Genomic DNA, 16817 nt, shown 5'->3' on the forward strand with positions numbered 1-16817 from the left:
GACGGCCTTCATGCCGATCCGGCATCGCCTGACGCGGGTGGGTCGCGACGCGTGTGAGCCGGGCTACAGACGCTTTGCCCCTGACATCCGGTCTCCGGCACTGCGGGCCAACCCGAGGCGGCTACCAGGGCAGTTCGCCGAATTGTCGGTCAGGGTTCCGGTGGGGCCGTCCGGGCCGAGCGTGGCCAGCCGAACCACGGTCCTGGCGCTTTCCGCCACCGGTCGCCTATGCCGAAGGCAGCGGCCCGGGAGGGCGACCTTCCGGACGGCGTCGACCCACGGGCGCTGGCTCGGTTCGTGATGGCACTCAGCGAGGGACACGCCGTGCACGCCGCGGCTGGCGCGACCCGTGCCGAACTGCAAGCCTCCGTGGACGTCGCCCTGCGAGCCGTCGCACTCCGCCCGTCACCGGCCGGGACCAGTGCGTTGCTCACCCCCGGTTCTCGGTGACGGGCGGAACCCGTGCCCGTCGGGCGGACGTCCCGGCTGGCGGATGGCCGGTCAGGCGGGCCGGCGCGCGTCGTGCGTCGTGACGAGCCCGTCGACACCACGGAGAAAGGTTTCGCAGATCAGGACCGGGTCGAACAGGCAGCCGGCCGCCATGGCCCCGTCGCGCAGCATGACGAAGTGCTGTGCGGCGGCCTCGGCCTCGCTCTTGTGCACGCGGGCCAGCAGGGTGTGCATCGTGTCGTGGAACCACTGCCGGTGTGAGAGGACCAGTTGGCGTACGGGACTTTCCGGGTCCGGATATTCGGCCACGGCGTTCAGGAAGGCGCATCCGCGGAAGCCGGGCGACCGGATGCCCTCGGCGATCGACGCCGCGACGGCCCGGACGGTGTCACCCGCCGGGAGGTCGCCGGACACGGCCCCGTTGACCTGGGCGCGGATGGCCGCGTCGACGCCCTGTAGGTAGGTGAGGACGAGGTCCTCCTTGCTGGGGAAGTGCCGATAGAAGGTGGCCCGGGTGACCTCCGCCTCGGCGATGATCCGGTCGACGCCGACCGAGTGGATACCCTCCGCGTAGAAGATCCTGGACGCCGTGCTGAGCAGCCGGCGTCGTGCCTCCGAGGGCCGGGGTGCGGATTCGGTACGCGCCATGGGGTCAGTATAGCGATAGAACGTTCGGTCCGGCACCGAGCCAGCACACGCCGTCCCAGACGGAGGATCCTCTCGGGCCAACGCCCGCGCAACCATGATCATATCTCGATCAGGGACGGCGAAATTCGGCCATTGGGCCGCAATGGGACACAAGTCGCCGGGCCAGCCCGAGAGGTAGAACGTTCGGTGTTGACAACGGGGAATGGAGTTGTCATCGTTGGATGCGACAGAACGTTCGTTCTGCACGAGTGGCGTTCCGGCCGCCGCGCCTCATCGTCGCGGCGGCTCCGGGAACCGACGAGAGGATGACCATGACCACCGTTGCCGCCCCCGGCATCTCGACGACGGCGGCCGCCCTGCGGCGGCTGTACGTCGTACGCTTCGCGTTCGCCATCGTCTGGGCGGCCGTGATGTTCGCGATCGCCGACGAACTCGACCCCGTGGTTGCTGCCCTGTTCGTGCTCTATCCGCTCTTCGACGTGGCGGCCGCCGTTGTCGATGCCCGGGCGTCCCGCAGCACCGGTGCGCACCGCCTGCTCCAGCTGAACATCGCGGTCAGTTCGCTGGCCGCGGTCGGCCTGGCCCTGGCTGCCACGTCCGGCATTCCGGCGGTCCTACGGGTCTGGGGTGCCTGGGCGGTGGTGGCCGGAACGGTGCAGCTGATCGTGGCAGTCACCCGGCGCAGGATGGGTGGTCAATGGCCGATGATCTTCAGTGGTGGCCTGTCGGTGCTGGCCGGTGGGTCGTTCGTCGCGAGCGCCTCGGCAACCGACCCGGCGCTGACCAACGCGGTCGGTTACGCGATTCCCGGCGCGATCTTCTTCCTCGTCTCGGCCATCCGGCTCGGCCGCGCGACGAAGGGGTAGTGACGTGCCGGACACGACGTTCGACGTGGTCGTGATCGGTGCCGGGCCGGTCGGAGAGAACGTCGCCGACCGGGTCGTCCGGGGTGGTCTGACCGTTGCGATCGTGGAGCGGGAGCTGGTCGGTGGTGAGTGCTCGTACTGGGCGTGTTTGCCGATTAAGGCGTTGCTGCGCAGCGCGTCGGCGTTGCGGGCCGCCCGCCGGTTGCCCGGCGCCCGCGAGGCGGTCACCGGCGACCTCGATCCGGCAGCCGTGCTGCGGCGCCGGGACGCGATCGCCTCGGATTGGAAGGACGACGCGCAGTCGTCCTGGCTCGACTCGGCCGGAATCGCGCTGTTCCGTGGCCAGGGGCGGATCGATGCCGATCGGGTCGTCGAGGTGACCGGTGCCGGCGGTGTCGCGACGACGCTGACCGCGCGGCATGCGGTGGTCGTCGCGACCGGCAGCGGCGCGCTGGTTCCCGACATCAGCGGCCTGGCCGCGGCCCGGCCCTGGACCAGCAGGGAGGCCGCCGCCGCACCCGAGGTGCCGGCCCGGCTGGCGATCCTCGGCGGAGGCGTGGTGGCCACCGAGATGGCGACGGCGTACGCGAGTCTGGGATCCGTGGTCACCGTGCTGGCCCGGGACGGTGTGCTGCCGCTGGCCGAGCCGTTCGCCGGCGAACTGGTCAGCAGGTCGCTGCGCGAGTCCGGTGTCTCGGTGCGACCGGATGCCGAGGCGGTGTCGGTGACCCGGGACGGCCAGGGCAAGGTGCACCTCACGCTCGCCGACGGCGGGTAGGTCGAGGCCGACGAGGTACTGGTACCAGGCCCTGCCGTCCCAGAGATCTTGCCTCGCTCGCCCTGCTGACCTGCGTCGGCACCATCCTGGCCGGGGCGCCCGGGCAGGCTGCCGTTCCGCCGGCGGCGGCCCCGGCCGACGAGCCGGCCGCCACGGCCGTGCCGCCCGCCCGGGCCGCCGCCGACACCACGCCGCCCACCCCGCCGAGCAACCTGCGCAGTACCCGGACGACCTGCCAATCCGTCACCCTTACCTGGTCCGCCTCCCGAGACGACGTCGGCGTCGCGTTCTACGACATCTACCACGACGGTCAGCACGTCACCGCGGTCAACGGCACCACCCTGACCGCCACCCTCACCGCCGTGCAGGGCAGCACCTGGGGCTGGTACGTCAACGCCCGCGACGCCGCCGGCAACGTGTCCCAGGCCAGCGCCACGCTCACCATCACGCCGCCGTTCTGCGAGCGCGACAGGGAGCGCCCCAGCACGCCGACCGACCTCGCCGCCAGCGTCAACGGCACGGACGTGACCCTCACCTGGTCGGCGTCGAGCGACAACGTCGCGGTCACCGGCTACACCATCCTGCGCGACGGCGCGGCGGTCGGTTCCATCGCGGGCACGGCCGCCAAACCACCCGGCACCTCGTTCACCGACACCGGGCTGGCCGTCGACACGGACTTCCGGTACACCGTCGTCGCCCGCGACGCCCAGGGCAACAGCTCGGCGACGAGCAGCGCGGTCACCGTGCACACCGGACCCGCCTGCACGAGCGCGGTCTGCGGCACCGCCGTGATCACCACCGAGGAGGACCTGCCCTGGGGGCTGGTGCAACTGCCGGACGGCAGCGTGCTCTACGGCCGGCGCGACCTGTTCGACATCGTCGCCACGAACCCGGACGGCACCGAGAAGCGCAGCATCGGCACGGTGCCGGGCACCGCGGGCACCAGCGGCGAGGGTGGCGTTCTCGGGCTGGCCGTGTCCCCCGACTTCGCCAGCGACCGGTGGCTGTACGTCTACCACACCACCACGACCGACAACCGGATCGTCCGGATCCGCTACGACACCACACTGCGCACCGACACCGTGCAGGTGCTCGTCAACGGCATCCCGCGCAACAAGTACCACAACGGCGGCCGGCTGCGCTTCGGCCCCGACGGCATGCTCTACGCCGCCACCGGAGACGGCCAGACTCCGGACCGGGCGCAGGACGTCGACGACCCGGCCGGCAAGGTGCTGCGGCTCGGTCCGGACGGCGCCGTCCCGTCGGACAACCCCTTCGGCAACCACGTGTGGAGCTACGGCCACCGCAACCCGCAGGGGCTGGCGTTCGACTCCCGGGGCCGGCTCTTCGAGCAGGAGTTCGGCAACAACGTCCTGGACGAGACGAACATCATCGTCCGGGGCGGCAACTACGGCTGGCCCGCCTGCGAGGGAACGGTCGGCGACTGCGCGAACCCGAACTTCGTGGCGCCGATCCACACGTACCCGGTCGCCGACGCGTCGTGCAGCGGCATCGCGATCGTGCGGGACGTGCTGTACACCGCCTGCCTGCGTGGCAACCGGATGTACCGCGCGGTGATCAGCGGCGACACGCTCACCGACATCCAGCAGTACTTCGTCGGCACGTACCTCCGGCTGCGCACGGTCGAGCCGACCCTCGACGGAAACCTGTGGTTGACCACGAGCACCGGCGGGGACAAGGACAGCATCCCGAACAACAGCGACGAGAAGATCCTCAAGGTGAGCCTCGGCGACCAGCGCGACTGAACGGCCGATCGGTACGGTGCCGGCAGCGCGGGAACACCTGGCCATGGCCGGGTGCCCCACGCGGCGCGGCCGGTGCCGGGCCGGGGCGGGCGATGTCCGGGCAGACCGATGACGGCTGACACCGACCCTCGACGCCGCGGGCGTGCCGCGCTCCAGACACGGGCGCGGCACCAGCCAGAATGGACCCCGGGCCAGCGCGGAGGAGGAGGAACGGCTGTGCGGGTGGTGTCGTTGGTACCGTCGCTGACCGAAGCCGTCGCGGCAACCCTGCCCGGACTCCTCGTCGGCGCCACCGACTACTGCACCCACCCCGCCGACCTGGACGTGCCGCGCGTCGGCGGCAGCAAATACCCGGACCTCGACCGGATACTCGCCCTGCACCCCGACGTCGTACTCATGAACGTCGAGGAGAACCAGCGCTCCGACGCCGAGGCGATCGAGGCGGCCGGGGTACGAGTTCGGCTCACCTATCCGCGCACCGTCGACCAGGCCCTCGACGAACTCGCCGACCTGCTACGAGAGCTCGGCAGCAGCCGGGAACCCGGATGGCTGGCCCAGGCCCGCACCGCCTGGGCCGCCGTCGGTTCCACCACACCGCCGCGCGGCGTCGTCGTCCCCGTCTGGCGGCGACCGTGGATCGTGGCCGGCGGCGACACCTTCACCTCCGACGTGCTCCGCCGGCTCGGCCTGCGCAACCTCTACACCGAAGCCGCCGACCGGTACCCCCGGCCCACCCTCGACGACCTGCGTGCCGCAGCGCCAGACCTCGTCGTACTACCCGACGAGCCCTACCCGTTCTCCCCCACCGACGGCCCCGAGGCATTCCCCGGCATTCCCTGCGCCCTGGTCTCCGGCCGACATCTGACCTGGTACGGTCCCTCACTCGCGGAAGCACCCCGGCTCCTGGCCGCCCAGCTCGCCCGGCCGGCAGCCGAATCCGCTGACTGACGTCTTTGCTGCCTGCCGGATCGGCTGCCTGCCGGATCCGCTGACTGCCGTCCGGTGACGGCCAGGCCACCTCCGGTCGCGCCCGATCATCCGGGTAGCCGGCCGGCTGGTCCGGGGGCTTGATCCGGCCGGTGGGCCGGATCAAGCCGAAGGCCCCGGTGAAGTCAGCGGTTCGCCGCCGTGCCGTCGGCGGCGGGCTGGACCCGCTCGAACCGCACCCGGCTCAGCCATCCCGGGAGGTCACTGAGCGCGTACAGCTCGCCGTGCACGTCGGCGTCGATCGCGGTCGGCTGGATGGGGAAGTTTCCGATCGTCGCGGTCTCGTAGCCGCCCGTGGGCTTGGGCCGTACGGCGAAGGCGAGGGTCGAGCAGTAGTCGCTCGCGATGTAGGTGCCCCGCGCCTCCGGGGTGGCGGATCCCCGGTACACCACGCCGCCGGTCACCGAGCAGCTCTCCGTCATGAAGTGTTCGTACTCGAAGACCGGGTCGGTGTACCGCACGCCCGACCGGCACTGCTCGGCGTCGAAGACCGGAGTGCCCTCCCGGCACGACCAGCCGAGGTTCGCCCCTCCCTGCCACGGGCGGATGTGGTTGATCTCCTCGACCAGGCCCTGGCCGACGTCACCGATCCAGAGCGAGCCGTCGACCGGGTCGACGGAGAACCGCCACGGGTTGCGCAGCCCGTAGAGCCAGATCTCCGGCCGCGCGCCGCGGGTGCGGACGAACGGGTTGTCGGAGGGCACGCAGTAGGGCTTCGCGCCGCAGCTGCGGTTGACGTCGATCCGCAGGATCTTGCCGAGCAGGGTGCCGAGGTCCTGACCGGCCTTGAACGGGTCGTTCGCGTGGCCGCCGTCGCCGAGGGACCAGTAGAGGTAGCCGTCGCGACCGAACGCCACCTGGCCGCCGTTGTGGTTGTTGTACTCGGCGTGCTCCTGGGTGAGCAGCACCTGCAGCCGCTCGGGGGCGCTGATGGGCAGTCGCGCCAGGGTCAGCGCGCCGGCCGGCAGGCTCGTGTAGGCCACGTAGAGGATCCCGGTGCGCGCGAAGTTCGGCGCCGGCGTGATGCCGAGAAGGCCGCGCTCGTTGCCCGACGTGTCGATCCGGGCGGTCAGGTCGAGCGCCGGCTCGGCCGCCAGGCCGGTGTCGGGGTGGTAGGCGCGGACGGTGCCGTCCTTCTCCGCGATCAGCATCCGGCCGTCCGGCAGCCCGGTGAGCGCGATCGGACGCCGCAGGCCGAAAGCCACCTGTTCGGACACCACGGTCAGCTCGGTGAGTGGCACCGCGCGCTTGGGTGTCGTGCCGGCCGTGGCGGTGCCGGCCACCGACGCCGGTGGCAACAGGAGCGCGGACAGGGCCAGCACGAGCAGGGCGGCCAGGGTGGTGGCCGGCCGACGACGACGTCGCGACATGGTCGAGCTCCTCGAGCAGAGTGGAGGACGCAATCTTGGGAGCGCCCCGACGATACATCGACTCCCGGCAATATCCAACTCGTCGTACCGCGGCCTCCCCGCCGCTACCGCGGTCTCGCCGGGGCTCCGGCCCGGTAGACGGCGAGCGGGCGGCGCAGTACCGTGACGTCGCTCGTCGGGTCGCCCTCCACGAGCAGCAGGTCGGCGTCGAAGCCGGGGCGGAGGCGGCCCTTGCTCCGCCCCAGGCCGCACACCTCGGCACCGACCGAGGTGGCCGCGGCGAGGGCGGCGGTGGCCGGGATGCCGCACGCTACGTACTCGACGATCGTCTCTGGCAGGATCCCGTGCGGCTTCGCCGGACCGAGGCCGGCGTCCGAGCCGGGCACCAGGCGGACCCCGGCCCGGTGCAGGGTGGTGACGCCGCCGCGCAGCGTGGCCTCGCTGAGCCCGGCCCGCGCCGCCATCGCCACCACCTCCGGCGGCGTGACCACGGCCGGGTCGGTGCCGAGCGTGGCACAGACCGCCACCCCGGCGGTGGCCAGCCGGTCGGCGAGTTCGTCGGGGACGTGCGCGCCGGTCGCGGTCACGCAGGTGCAGTGCTCGATGCCGTCGACACCGACGCGCAGCGCCTGCTCGACCGCGCCGAGCGCGTGCGCGTGCGCGGTCACCGGTAGGCCCAGCTCGTGCGCCCGGGTCAGCGCGGCGGTCAGCTCCTGGTCGGTGAACTGGGGCCGGCTGGTGTCGGTGCCGGGCGTGAACACTCCGCCGCTGGCCATCACCTTCACCAGGTCGGCGCCGGCCTCCGCCCGCAGCCGCACGGCCTCGCGGATCCCGTCGACGCCGCTCGCCTCGCCCCCCAACGACCAGCAGTGCCCGCCGACGCTGGTGACCGGCGCGCCCGATCCCAGCACCGTCGGCAGCTCGTCGTGCACTCCCCGATCCCGCCACCGGAGCACGGCGCCCCGCCGGTCGCCCAGGTCCCGGACCGTCGTGACGCCGGCCGCCAGGTGCGCGCGCAGTGACGCCTCGACGACCGCGTCGAGGTCGGGCTCGGGACGCTCGGCGAGCCGACCGAGCGCGTCGGGCCCGGCATCCGCGCACAGATGCACGTGCGCGTCGATCAGGCCGGGCAGCACGGTGCCGTCCGGCTCGTCGCGTACCGGCCAGCCGCCCGGCGGCTCGGCCCGGCCCCGGTGCACCTCGGTGATGCGGCCATCGTCCAGCAGGACCAACACCCCACCGTCCACCAGCCGCTCGCCGTCGAACATCCGCGCCGCCCGGACAGCATGCCTCGGCATCGCCCCTCCCCCGTCTGTTGCGTTGTTTCGGTCGGACTCCGGCCGACGGCCCGGCTGCGAACCCGGGGCTCCGGTCCAAGTGGGACCGACGCGGAAGCCACCAGCAGCCCGAGACGCTATCGCGCGGGTGATCGGGCCGGCGAGACGCTATCGCGCGGGTGACCGGGCCAGGGTGAGGCGCCGACGGTAGTCGGCGGCCACGGCTATCACCAGGGGACCCCAGGCGATCAGTGGGGCGTAGTACCGGAGGACATCCCAGCCGGGGGCCGGGTGCGCGGGTTCGTCCCGACCGACTCCGACCCATCCACGCGGCACGAAGTGGAAGGTCAGGTTCAGCACGACGTACCCGGTGATGGCGACGAGCAGTGCACCGCCGGCCACGGCGAGGACCACGACCGGGCGTGCCGGGATCGGCCGGCCGCCGAGCAGCGGTACCCGGTGCGGGACCCGTTCTCCCCACCGGTGCACCAGGCCGAGTGTCGACAGGGCGAGCACCATCGACAGGACGGACAGGAAGATCATGTACCAGGTGGTGGCGGCCTCGTCGGTGAACACCAGGGACACCCGCCAGACCGCGGACGGCAGGACGCAGAGCGGGACGGCGTAGGCGGCCCGGACGGCCCAGCGTGACGGCGCCGCCGCCCAGGTAGGTGCAGTGTCGGTGGAAGTCACGAGTGCTCCGATCCTCGAAGGTTGACGTCGATGGGGCTCGGGCCGTGATCCGGTCGGACCGACGGCTCAGGACGGCGGGCCGGTGGCCTGTTCCGGACGGGGCCGGTGGCCAGCGCGTAGCCGATGACGGTCGCGCCCAGCGACACACCCCAACCGAGGAACACCAGCAGCGTGGCGGTCACCGCCCACCCCTGCCGCACCTCCGACAGGTGCGTGTCCCCCGCGAGCAACTGCCGCACGACCACCCCGACGCTCAGCGCGCCGTAGCTGACCAGTGCGAGTGCCACCACTCCGGCCGGGATCACCGCCAGGAGCCGGGGCACCGGTCGGCCGCGCAGTCCCGGCACCCAACGCGGAAACTGCTGCCCCCAGCGCTGCACCAGCCCGAGAACAAGCAGGCCAGCGAGCGGTGGGACGAGGGTGATCGCCACGCCGGTCCAGGTGGAGAGGCTCCGGTGGATGTCGTCCAGTTGCCGGGCGGAGATGCCGAGCGGTACACCGAGCACCCAGAACCCGTGCGGCACCGCCCAACCGATCACCGGCAGAGCCACCGCCGCGTACGCCCACCGGCGCGTCCAGCGCGGCACCGGCTGGTAGTCGACAGTGACCGGTACGCGCCGCGGACCGCATGCGTTCGCCAGCCCGGCGAACAGGACACCCCCGGTCACCAGCGCCAGCCGGGCGCCGAGATCACGCCAGTCCGAGGGACGCCCCGCCAATGCCGCCGGGATCTCGAAGAGCAGGTGCAACGGAAACGCGACGACCAGGAGCAGCGCGGCCGCCGCCCAACTCCCGGCAGCGGCGGAGCGACCGGGGAACCGGACCGCGTACGCGACCACCAGCGCGAGGACGACACCGGCTCCCACCGCTCCCCATCCCGGCCAGAACGGCAGCACCTCGACCCGGTGTGCGCCGCATCCATCCGCCGGGTCGACCAGATCGGTGCGGTCGCAGGCGGTGTACCCCCACCGGCCACCCGCGATCCAGTACGCCCGCAGCGCCACCTCGGCGACGACGAACACGACGCACGCCACCGCCCACGGCCAGGCCCCGGCAGCCGCAGCCGATCGGGCGGAACGAACGGAACGATCCGACATGTCAACTCCCTGCCGCGGGTGTCCCGCCGACGTACCGGGCTCTCGTCATGAGGCAATGCTCTGCGGCTACCGACAACACCTCATCCCCGGCGGAGGGGAACGCCCTCCCGCTGGGTGGGGAGCCGCCGGCTCTCCGGACCCGGTCCCGGACTGCCGTCGGGCCAGCCGGGCATTGGTATGCCCGGTCAGCCCGACACATTCCAATTGTGGACAGAGCCGGTCTGCGACTGGGCGTACCCGGAAGGTTGGCGGTTCGCAAGGCATTGACATCGATCGCACATCCCGGCAGGCTTTGCGGAAATGTCCGGGGCAGGTGATGAACCGATTGTTTCGAGATTGTTCCGAGTAGCATCGACCGATGTGTCCGTACGGTATGGCGGGGATTGCATAGCGCCTCCCGGCAACACCTGGACGTCGACGATCCCTTTCGCCTGCCAGGCGTTCTCGCCTCTCCGGGAGTGCACACACAGCCAGATCCGAGTCGACCTGGTCGTCCCCACTCGATGAATCGGAGATTTGATGCACGTCGCCCTGCTCACCACGACCCAGCACGGTCATCTGAACCCCTATGTCCCGGTGGTGAATGCACTCAGAACCGCCGGCAGTGAGGTTTCGCTGCTGCTGTTGTCCGCGGACGGTGGCACGCTCGACGAGCAACGTCGCCGGGCCCTGGGAAAGACGCAGGTCCACCCGGTCGGGCAGGTCGAGATGGCGCCGTGGAGCGGCGACCCGGCGAGAATCGGCCCGATGCTCCGGTCGTCGCCGGTGGCGGGCCAGACGGCCGACGCGATTCGCGCGACGGCGCCGGACTTCGTGCTCGTCGACTCGCTGCCGGTCACCGCCTCGGCAATGGTCGGCGCGGAGGCGTCCGGCGTGCCGTACGGGATGATCTGGGCCAACCTGGGTGGCGTATGCCCGAGCGAGCACCGCCGGGGTCGCTGGCCGTACGACGAGCAGGTCGGCGACTATCTGACCGGACACGGGGTGCTGTGGTCGAAGCGGACGCATTCGGCACGCTCGCCGATTCTCAATGTGATGCCGACGATTCCCGCTCTCCTCGGAGAGGACGCGGTCACCGACGACGGTGTGCGGCTGGTCGGGTTGCCGGGTGCGGCCGGGACCCGCGGCGACGAGGTCGACTTCGCGGCCCTGGATCGGCTCGACCCCGACCGCCCGCTGGTGTGCGTCTCCTTCGGCACGATCTTCTACCGGCGGCCGGACCTGCTGCGCACCGTGATCGTCGGAGCGGCGGCGACCGGTGCACAGGTGGTCGCGGCGGTGGGAGATCTCGCCGGGGAGCTGGCGCTGCCCGACGAGGTGCTCACCGCCCCGTATCTGCCGCAGCGTGAGGTGCTCGAGCGCGCCGACGTGTTCATCACGCACGGCGGCTACAACTCCGTCGCGGAGTCGATCCGGGCGGCGACACCGATGCTGGTGATCCCGCTGGCGGTGGATCAGCCGGTCCAGGCGTACTTCGTGGGTAGGGCGGGTTTCGGGACGGCGTTGGAGCCGGCCGGCGTCACCCGGCAGGCGGTGGCCGACGCCGTCGCCGAGCTGCTCGATCCCAGCCGGGACTACCGGGCCCGGCTGCGGGCCGCGCAGCCGGAGTGCGGCGATTCCGCCGCGCGCACTGCCGAGCTGGTCGTCGGCACCGTCGAGACGCTACGGCGAAAGGGGGAGCTGTGACGGTCGAACTGCGGCGCCCGGTGGGCGACCGGATCGTGTTGGACGATCTCGAACGGCTCTCGTTCCGGGTCGACCGCCGTGCCTACACCGACGACGATTTGGCCGCACTGGAGCTGGCCAGGATCTTCGATCGCTGCTGGCTGTACGTCGGACACGAATCGGAGATCCCCGGGCCGGGCTCCTATGTGGCACGCGACGTCGGCGGGCGGCCGGTGGTGATGGCGCGCGGGTCCGACGGCGTGATCCGGGTGTTCGCGAACAGCTGCACCCACCGGGGGGCGCTGATCTGCTCGCAGCCGGCCGGGCAGGCCAGGTCGTTCCGGTGCCCCTACCACGACTGGACGTTCTCCAACCGGGGCGACCTGGTCGGGGTTCCGATCCCGGACGGCTACGGGCCGGGCTTCCGGAAGGCGGACTTCGGCCTGGCGCAGCACCGTTGCGACAGTTACCGCGGCTTCGTCTTCGCCACCTTCGATCCGGAGCAGCCGCGCACCCTGCCCGAATACCTCGCGGGTGCGACGGAGTACCTCGACCTGATCGACGACCAGTCCGAGGTGGGGATGGAGGTGATCCAGGGTGCGCAGCTGCACGGGGCTCGGGCCAACTGGAAGCTCATGATGGAGAACAGCGTCGACATCTACCACTTCCGGGCCCTGCACAAGCGTTACGTCGGCTACATGGAGTCGCTGGGGTCGGTGCCGCCACGACGACGAGGCGGCTTCGGTCGCGCTCTCGGACTGGGGCACGGAGCCAACGAGCTGCCACCGGCGGCGGCCCGTCCGCTCGCCTACTGGACGCCGATGTTCGGCGCCGAGGTCCGGCCGCGGATCGAGGCGACGGCGGCACGGTTCGTCGACCGGTTCGGTGCGGAACGCGCCGAACGGATCACCGGCACCAACCGGGCGTTGCTGATCTTCCCCAACTTGATGATCATCGACGCGATCGCGATCACGATCCGCAAGATCGACCCGGTCGGCGCCGACCAGATGGCCATCACCTCGGTCGCCCTGGCCCCCAGGGACGAGGATCCGGACATCCGGGAACTCCGCAAGAGCCACTACCTGACGTTCCTCGGCCCCGCCGGCTTCGCCACCCCCGACGACATCGAGATCATCGAGTCCTGCCAGCGGGGCTATCTCAACCGCACCATCCGCTACTCGGACCTGTCACGCGGAATGCACAAGGAGATCCCGGAGACCACCGACGAGCTTCCCGCCCGCGAGTTCTGGCGGCAGTGGGACCGGCTGATGCACGGCGACGACGGTCACCTCGAGGTCGCGCGCCTGGCCGAGACGCAGGGGGCAGGACCACGATGACCACCGGGCTGACGGTCGACGAAGCGGCCCAGGTGCGGCTGTGGCACCGGGTGAGCCAGTTCCTCTTCCGGGAGGCGCGGCTGCTCGACGAGTGGCGGCTACTCGAGTGGTACGACGAGATGCTCACCGACGACGTCCGCTACTCGATACCGGCCACCGACGTGCGCGGCGGGCCGGCCGACGCACTCGGGCTCGTCGACGACGATGCCGCCCGGCTACGCCAGCGGATCGAGCAGTTGCTGAGCGGCGAGGTGTGGTGTGAGAACCCCCGGTCGCGGACGAATCGGATGATCAGCAACGTGGAGGTCCTGACCGATCGGGGCACGGACCTCGAGGTGGCGGCGAATGTCGTCGTGCACCGGTTCGGGCACGGGCGCTCCGACGCCTACGTGGGAAAGTACCGGCTCGAACTCGTCGCCGAGGGCGAGTCGTTGCGGATCCGGAGACGGGTCGTGGTGCTCGACCACGAGACGTTGTACGAACACGGCAAGCTCAGCATCATCCTGTGACCGGGCAGTGACGGCGGCCGGCCCTGGCAGCGCCGCGCCCGTTGCCGCCGCCCAGCCGGGTCTCCCGCCCGAGGTCTACGTCCTCAGTGTCGTCGGTGGCTGCGTCATGCTGGGCCTGGGACTGGTGCTCCCGGTGCTCCCGGTCTACGCGGCGACGTTCGGGGCCGGGCCCACCCAGATCGGCGTACTCGTCGCCCTGTTCGCGTTGATGCGACTGGCCACCAGCCCGTTCTGCGGGCGGCTCGGAGTCCGGTTCGGGGAGCGGCGGGTCCTGGTCGCCGGCCTGCTGCTCTGCGCGGTCTCCTCGGCCCTCACCGCGTTCGCCGGGTCCTACGGGCAACTGCTCGTCTTCCGCGGCCTCGGCGGCGTCGGCTCGGTGCTGTTCTCGGTGTCCGCACTCGCCACCCTGCTGGCGGTCGCGCCGGCCGAACAGCGGGGCCGGGCCAGCGCCGTGTTCGAAGCAGGCTTCCTGCTCGGCGGGATCTGCGGACCAGCACTCGGCGGGCTCCTCGCTCTACTCGCCCTGTCCGCGCCGTTCGTGGCGTACGCCGTGCTGTTGCTAGCCGCCGCGGTGCTGACCCTGGCGGTGCTCCGCACCGGCCGAACTGCCGGCGCGGAGCCTGGCCGCGACGTGGTCCGGCTGCCGGTCCTGCTGCGGGACCGCCGCTACCTGGTGGCCTGTCTCGCGGCGTTGGCGCAGGGATGGGTCCTGTTCGGGCTACGCAGCGCGCTGGTACCCACGGTGGTCGTGGCGTGGCGGCACGACGTGACGTGGGTCGGCTGGGCGTTCACGATCTCCGCCGTCGTCCAGGCGCTGCTGATCATGCCGGCCGGTCGGGTTGTCGACCGGGCCGGCCGCCGACCGGCCATGATCGCCGGCACCGGTGTGGCCGCGGCGGCGATCGCGGCCCTGATGTTCGTGGACCGGTACGTCTGGCTCGTCGTCCTGCTCGGCGTCTACGCGGCGGGATCGGCACTGCTCAACGCCGCACCGGCGGCGTTGGTCGGTGACGTCGTCGCCGGCCGGGCCGGCAGCGGCGTCGCCGTCTTCTCGATGTGCACCGACGTCGGCGCCGTGGTCGGACCGGTGGTCGTCGGCCTCGTCGCCGAGCGGGTGGGTGTGCCGGCCGCCTTCGGCAGCGGCGCCGCGCTGCTGGCCGTCGCCTTCGTCGCGTCGTGGACGTTGCCAACTGTTCGACCGACACCAAGGAGTTGATCGATGAACCAGCCGGCTGCCCGACACGAGCGGGGTGCGGCCATGTTCCAGCAGGTCTTCGGCCGCGAACCGCGCCCGGGCTCCTATCCGGAATTCCTGCGGATCACCGTCGACCACCTGTTCGGTGAGATCTGGACCCGCCCGCACCTGAGCGTCGAGGAGCGCGAACTGGTCGCGCTGACCGCTGTCACGCTGGCCCGGACCGACTGGGAGTTGCGCGGCCACATCGGTGCCGCCCTGCACCTCGGGATGTCACGGGAGAAGATCGTCGAGGTCATCATCCAGCTCGCCTACTACGGCGGCTGGCCGGTCGCCAACAACGGGCTGCGGGTCGCCCAGGAGGTGTTCGCCGAGCTGGACGGCGCCAGCGGGAAGGACGCGGACCATGACCGGTGAACCGCCTCCCCTCGACCCCGCCGAGAAGGTCGACCTGTGGCGCCAGCGGTTCTTCGAGGCCCAGGCGGCGGCGGAGGAGTTCATCCTGGGCGAGCACGGCGAAGAGGGCCTGGCCGCCTGGATCCAGGCGAACTCCCGGATCACCGCGACGCTGCTGCGGGCGCAACGGCCCGCCGGGGTGTCCGCCACCGATCACTTCATGACCCGGCTGCGACGTCAGCTGCTGCTGTACGACTCGACGGTGACCAGTGAGCCCCAGCCCTCGGGCACCGTCCTGCGCAACGCCGACTGCGGAATCCTCCGTTACCGCAGAAGGGCCGCCCGCGCGGGCGTGGTGCTGACGTTCTCGTCACCGTGTCCGTACTGCCAGGAGCTCAACACCGCCATCGCCGCCCGCTACCTGGAACCGGACGTCGCGGTGTCGTGCGAACAGGCGGGCGACGGGTGCACCTGGCGGGCGGAGTCCCCACACGGCCCGGGAGAGGAGGCGGCCGGGTCACCGCAGCGCGGCCGGGCCGGAGACTGAACGACCGGCAGTGCCGTGCGGTCGTCGGCCGGTGACCGGCTGTTGTCGAGCGTCATGCCGAGTTGCCGGCCCACGGCCACACACAGGTCGATCGCCGCGGTGCGGGTCAGGTCCTGGTGACCGTTCTGGCTGAAACACGCCGACGCCACGTTCTTGTTCCGTAACCGCAGGTACCACGGGAACAACGAGCCCAGTGCGGGCTCGGTCAGCATCGTGCGGGAATGCACGATCGTCCCCACCAGCAGGTTGCCGAACGGACGTTGCCGGGCGTTCATGAAGCTTTTCAGACGTTCCTGAAAGATCTTCAACACCGCGGGTACGTTTCCCGCGTACACCGGCATGGCGAGCAGCATCGCCTGCGCGCCCTCGGCCAGGTCGACCACATGCTCGAAGTCGTCGTCGAGCGTGCACCGGCCCACCTCGGGATCCAGGCAGGTGTCCTCCCCCTCGCACATCTCGATGCGGTGGTCGATCAACCGAATGCGCTGGATCTCCGCGTCGGCGACCTCCCGGACGACACCGGTGATCGCCGCCTCGAGCAGCGCGTCCGTAAGCGACGGTTGACGTTTCTGTGTGCAGGACAACGCAACGACCTTCACCCGACGGGCCTCCCCTGTCCGCTCCGCACCATCCAGGACCGACCACCTGACGAAAACCGTCAGTGGCCGCACACCGGGGCAGCCACAACATACCCACAATCGCGAAAGCGCGGCGACCGGTCGGGAACCGTCCGGCCGACCCGGCGACAGGCGGGCGAAAGAATCGTGTCAGTTCGACGAGGGCGTCGACTTCTACCGTGTTCCCAACAGCCAAGCCGGCTGGGACAGGCCGGCCGGTTTCCCGATGCCGTAAGGGGTCGGTTCGGGAAACCGGACGACCTGTCCGCGAATCGAGAGGATGTTCATGCACCTGAAGAGAGTGGCGGTAGGGGTGGCTGTCACGGCCATGGCGACGTTGGGGATCGCCACCGCCGCGGCAGCACCGGCAAGCGCCGCGTACCAGGCGCCGGAGGCCGTTGCGAGTGCCGTGCTGACCTCGGACGGCGACGTCAGCATCGCGGGCGAGAACTACGTCCAGTGCAGCTACTCCTACTGGGACTGCGTCCACACGCGGTCCAACTTCGCGCGGTACTACGCGGTCTCGCCGATCTACCAGTACCACGAGGGCTGCACCCTCCCTGGCGGGTGCCCTGAGTTGGTCTACTACTTCTACTACTACAACTGACAGGTCCGGCCT

17 protein-coding genes and 1 pseudogene are annotated in these 16817 nt (G+C 71.1%); 12 read left to right on the plus strand and 6 right to left on the minus strand.

What is annotated here, in order from left to right; translation table 11 throughout:
* Positions 1 to 228 precede the first annotated feature (228 nt).
* Entirely contained in the window at positions 229 to 450 is a 222-nt protein-coding gene (locus O7626_RS17705) for a hypothetical protein (RefSeq protein ID WP_278062262.1), read from the plus strand.
* A gap of 51 nt (positions 451 to 501) precedes the next feature.
* Here O7626_RS17705 and O7626_RS17710 read toward each other — a convergent pair whose 3' ends face one another.
* Positions 502 to 1098, minus strand: coding sequence for a TetR/AcrR family transcriptional regulator (locus tag O7626_RS17710; protein ID WP_278062263.1), 597 nt, complete (start codon positions 1096 to 1098; stop codon positions 502 to 504).
* A gap of 311 nt (positions 1099 to 1409) precedes the next feature.
* Here O7626_RS17710 and O7626_RS17715 point away from each other — a divergent pair, with 311 nt between their 5' ends.
* The 4 genes from O7626_RS17715 (at position 1410) to O7626_RS17730 (ending at position 5456) form a co-directional block, all read left to right on the plus strand.
* Complete coding sequence (locus O7626_RS17715) at positions 1410 to 1964, plus strand: hypothetical protein (RefSeq protein WP_278062264.1); 555 nt, start codon at positions 1410 to 1412, stop codon at positions 1962 to 1964.
* A 4-nt stretch (positions 1965 to 1968) separates the two neighbouring features.
* Positions 1969 to 2742: an FAD-dependent oxidoreductase gene (locus tag O7626_RS17720; RefSeq protein ID WP_278062265.1), complete on the plus strand. Its 774-nt coding sequence runs from the start codon at positions 1969 to 1971 to the stop codon at positions 2740 to 2742.
* Between the two features lie 158 nt (positions 2743 to 2900).
* Complete coding sequence (locus tag O7626_RS17725) at positions 2901 to 4508, plus strand: PQQ-dependent sugar dehydrogenase (RefSeq protein WP_278062266.1); 1608 nt, start codon at positions 2901 to 2903, stop codon at positions 4506 to 4508.
* Between the two features lie 216 nt (positions 4509 to 4724).
* Entirely contained in the window at positions 4725 to 5456 is a 732-nt protein-coding gene (locus tag O7626_RS17730; RefSeq protein ID WP_278062267.1) for a helical backbone metal receptor, read from the plus strand.
* 164 nt (positions 5457 to 5620) lie between these two features.
* Here O7626_RS17730 and O7626_RS17735 read toward each other — a convergent pair whose 3' ends face one another.
* The 4 genes from O7626_RS17735 to O7626_RS17750 all read right to left on the minus strand — a co-directional run bounded on the left by O7626_RS17735 (position 5621) and on the right by O7626_RS17750 (position 9932).
* Positions 5621 to 6865 (minus strand): PQQ-dependent sugar dehydrogenase, encoded by a 1245-nt coding sequence (locus O7626_RS17735; RefSeq protein ID WP_278062268.1) that lies wholly within the window; start codon positions 6863 to 6865, stop codon positions 5621 to 5623.
* Positions 6866 to 6969: 104 nt separating this feature from the next.
* Positions 6970 to 8163 (minus strand): amidohydrolase family protein, encoded by a 1194-nt coding sequence (locus tag O7626_RS17740; RefSeq protein ID WP_278062269.1) that lies wholly within the window; start codon positions 8161 to 8163, stop codon positions 6970 to 6972.
* A gap of 147 nt (positions 8164 to 8310) precedes the next feature.
* Entirely contained in the window at positions 8311 to 8835 is a 525-nt protein-coding gene (locus O7626_RS17745) for a hypothetical protein (RefSeq protein ID WP_278062270.1), read from the minus strand.
* A complete protein-coding gene (locus O7626_RS17750) occupies positions 8832 to 9932 on the minus strand; it encodes a hypothetical protein (protein ID WP_278062271.1) in 1101 nt (366 codons plus the stop codon). Before O7626_RS17750 ends, O7626_RS17745 begins: the two co-directional genes overlap by 4 nt.
* 519 nt (positions 9933 to 10451) lie before the next feature.
* On the opposite strand from O7626_RS17750, the gene O7626_RS17755 reads away from it, so the two are divergent.
* From O7626_RS17755 to O7626_RS17780, 6 genes are read left to right on the plus strand one after another with little or no spacing between them, the layout of a single operon-like run.
* Positions 10452 to 11618, plus strand: a complete 1167-nt coding sequence (locus O7626_RS17755) for a glycosyltransferase (RefSeq protein ID WP_278062272.1) — start codon at positions 10452 to 10454, stop codon at positions 11616 to 11618.
* Positions 11615 to 12934: an aromatic ring-hydroxylating dioxygenase subunit alpha gene (locus O7626_RS17760; RefSeq protein WP_278062273.1), complete on the plus strand. Its 1320-nt coding sequence runs from the start codon at positions 11615 to 11617 to the stop codon at positions 12932 to 12934. The genes O7626_RS17755 and O7626_RS17760 overlap by 4 nt, the downstream gene beginning before the upstream one ends.
* On the plus strand, positions 12931 to 13443 hold the full coding sequence (locus O7626_RS17765; RefSeq protein WP_278062274.1) for an aromatic-ring-hydroxylating dioxygenase subunit beta: 513 nt from the start codon (positions 12931 to 12933) through the stop codon (positions 13441 to 13443). The genes O7626_RS17760 and O7626_RS17765 overlap by 4 nt, the downstream gene beginning before the upstream one ends.
* 7 nt (positions 13444 to 13450) lie before the next feature.
* The gene (locus O7626_RS17770) at positions 13451 to 14659 is read left to right on the plus strand and encodes an MFS transporter (protein WP_278062275.1); all 1209 of its coding nucleotides are present in this window, start codon (positions 13451 to 13453) and stop codon (positions 14657 to 14659) included.
* Positions 14660 to 14662: 3 nt separating this feature from the next.
* Positions 14663 to 15055 (plus strand): carboxymuconolactone decarboxylase family protein, encoded by a 393-nt coding sequence (locus tag O7626_RS17775; protein ID WP_278062276.1) that lies wholly within the window; start codon positions 14663 to 14665, stop codon positions 15053 to 15055.
* On the plus strand, positions 15045 to 15581 hold the full coding sequence (locus tag O7626_RS17780; protein WP_278062277.1) for a hypothetical protein: 537 nt from the start codon (positions 15045 to 15047) through the stop codon (positions 15579 to 15581). The genes O7626_RS17775 and O7626_RS17780 overlap by 11 nt, the downstream gene beginning before the upstream one ends.
* Positions 15582 to 15817: 236 nt before the next feature.
* Here the strand turns inward: O7626_RS17780 and O7626_RS17785 are convergent.
* Positions 15818 to 16252, minus strand: a pseudogene (locus tag O7626_RS17785) (NAD(P)H-dependent oxidoreductase); the annotation flags it as partial.
* Between the two features lie 232 nt (positions 16253 to 16484).
* On the opposite strand from O7626_RS17785, the gene O7626_RS17790 reads away from it, so the two are divergent.
* A complete protein-coding gene (locus O7626_RS17790) occupies positions 16485 to 16805 on the plus strand; it encodes a hypothetical protein (RefSeq protein ID WP_278062278.1) in 321 nt (106 codons plus the stop codon).
* The last annotated feature ends 12 nt before the right edge of the window (positions 16806 to 16817 follow it).

It is taken from the genome of Micromonospora sp. WMMD1102, from assembly GCF_029626265.1.
In the GTDB taxonomy this organism is placed as follows: Bacteria; Actinomycetota; Actinomycetes; order Mycobacteriales; family Micromonosporaceae; genus Plantactinospora.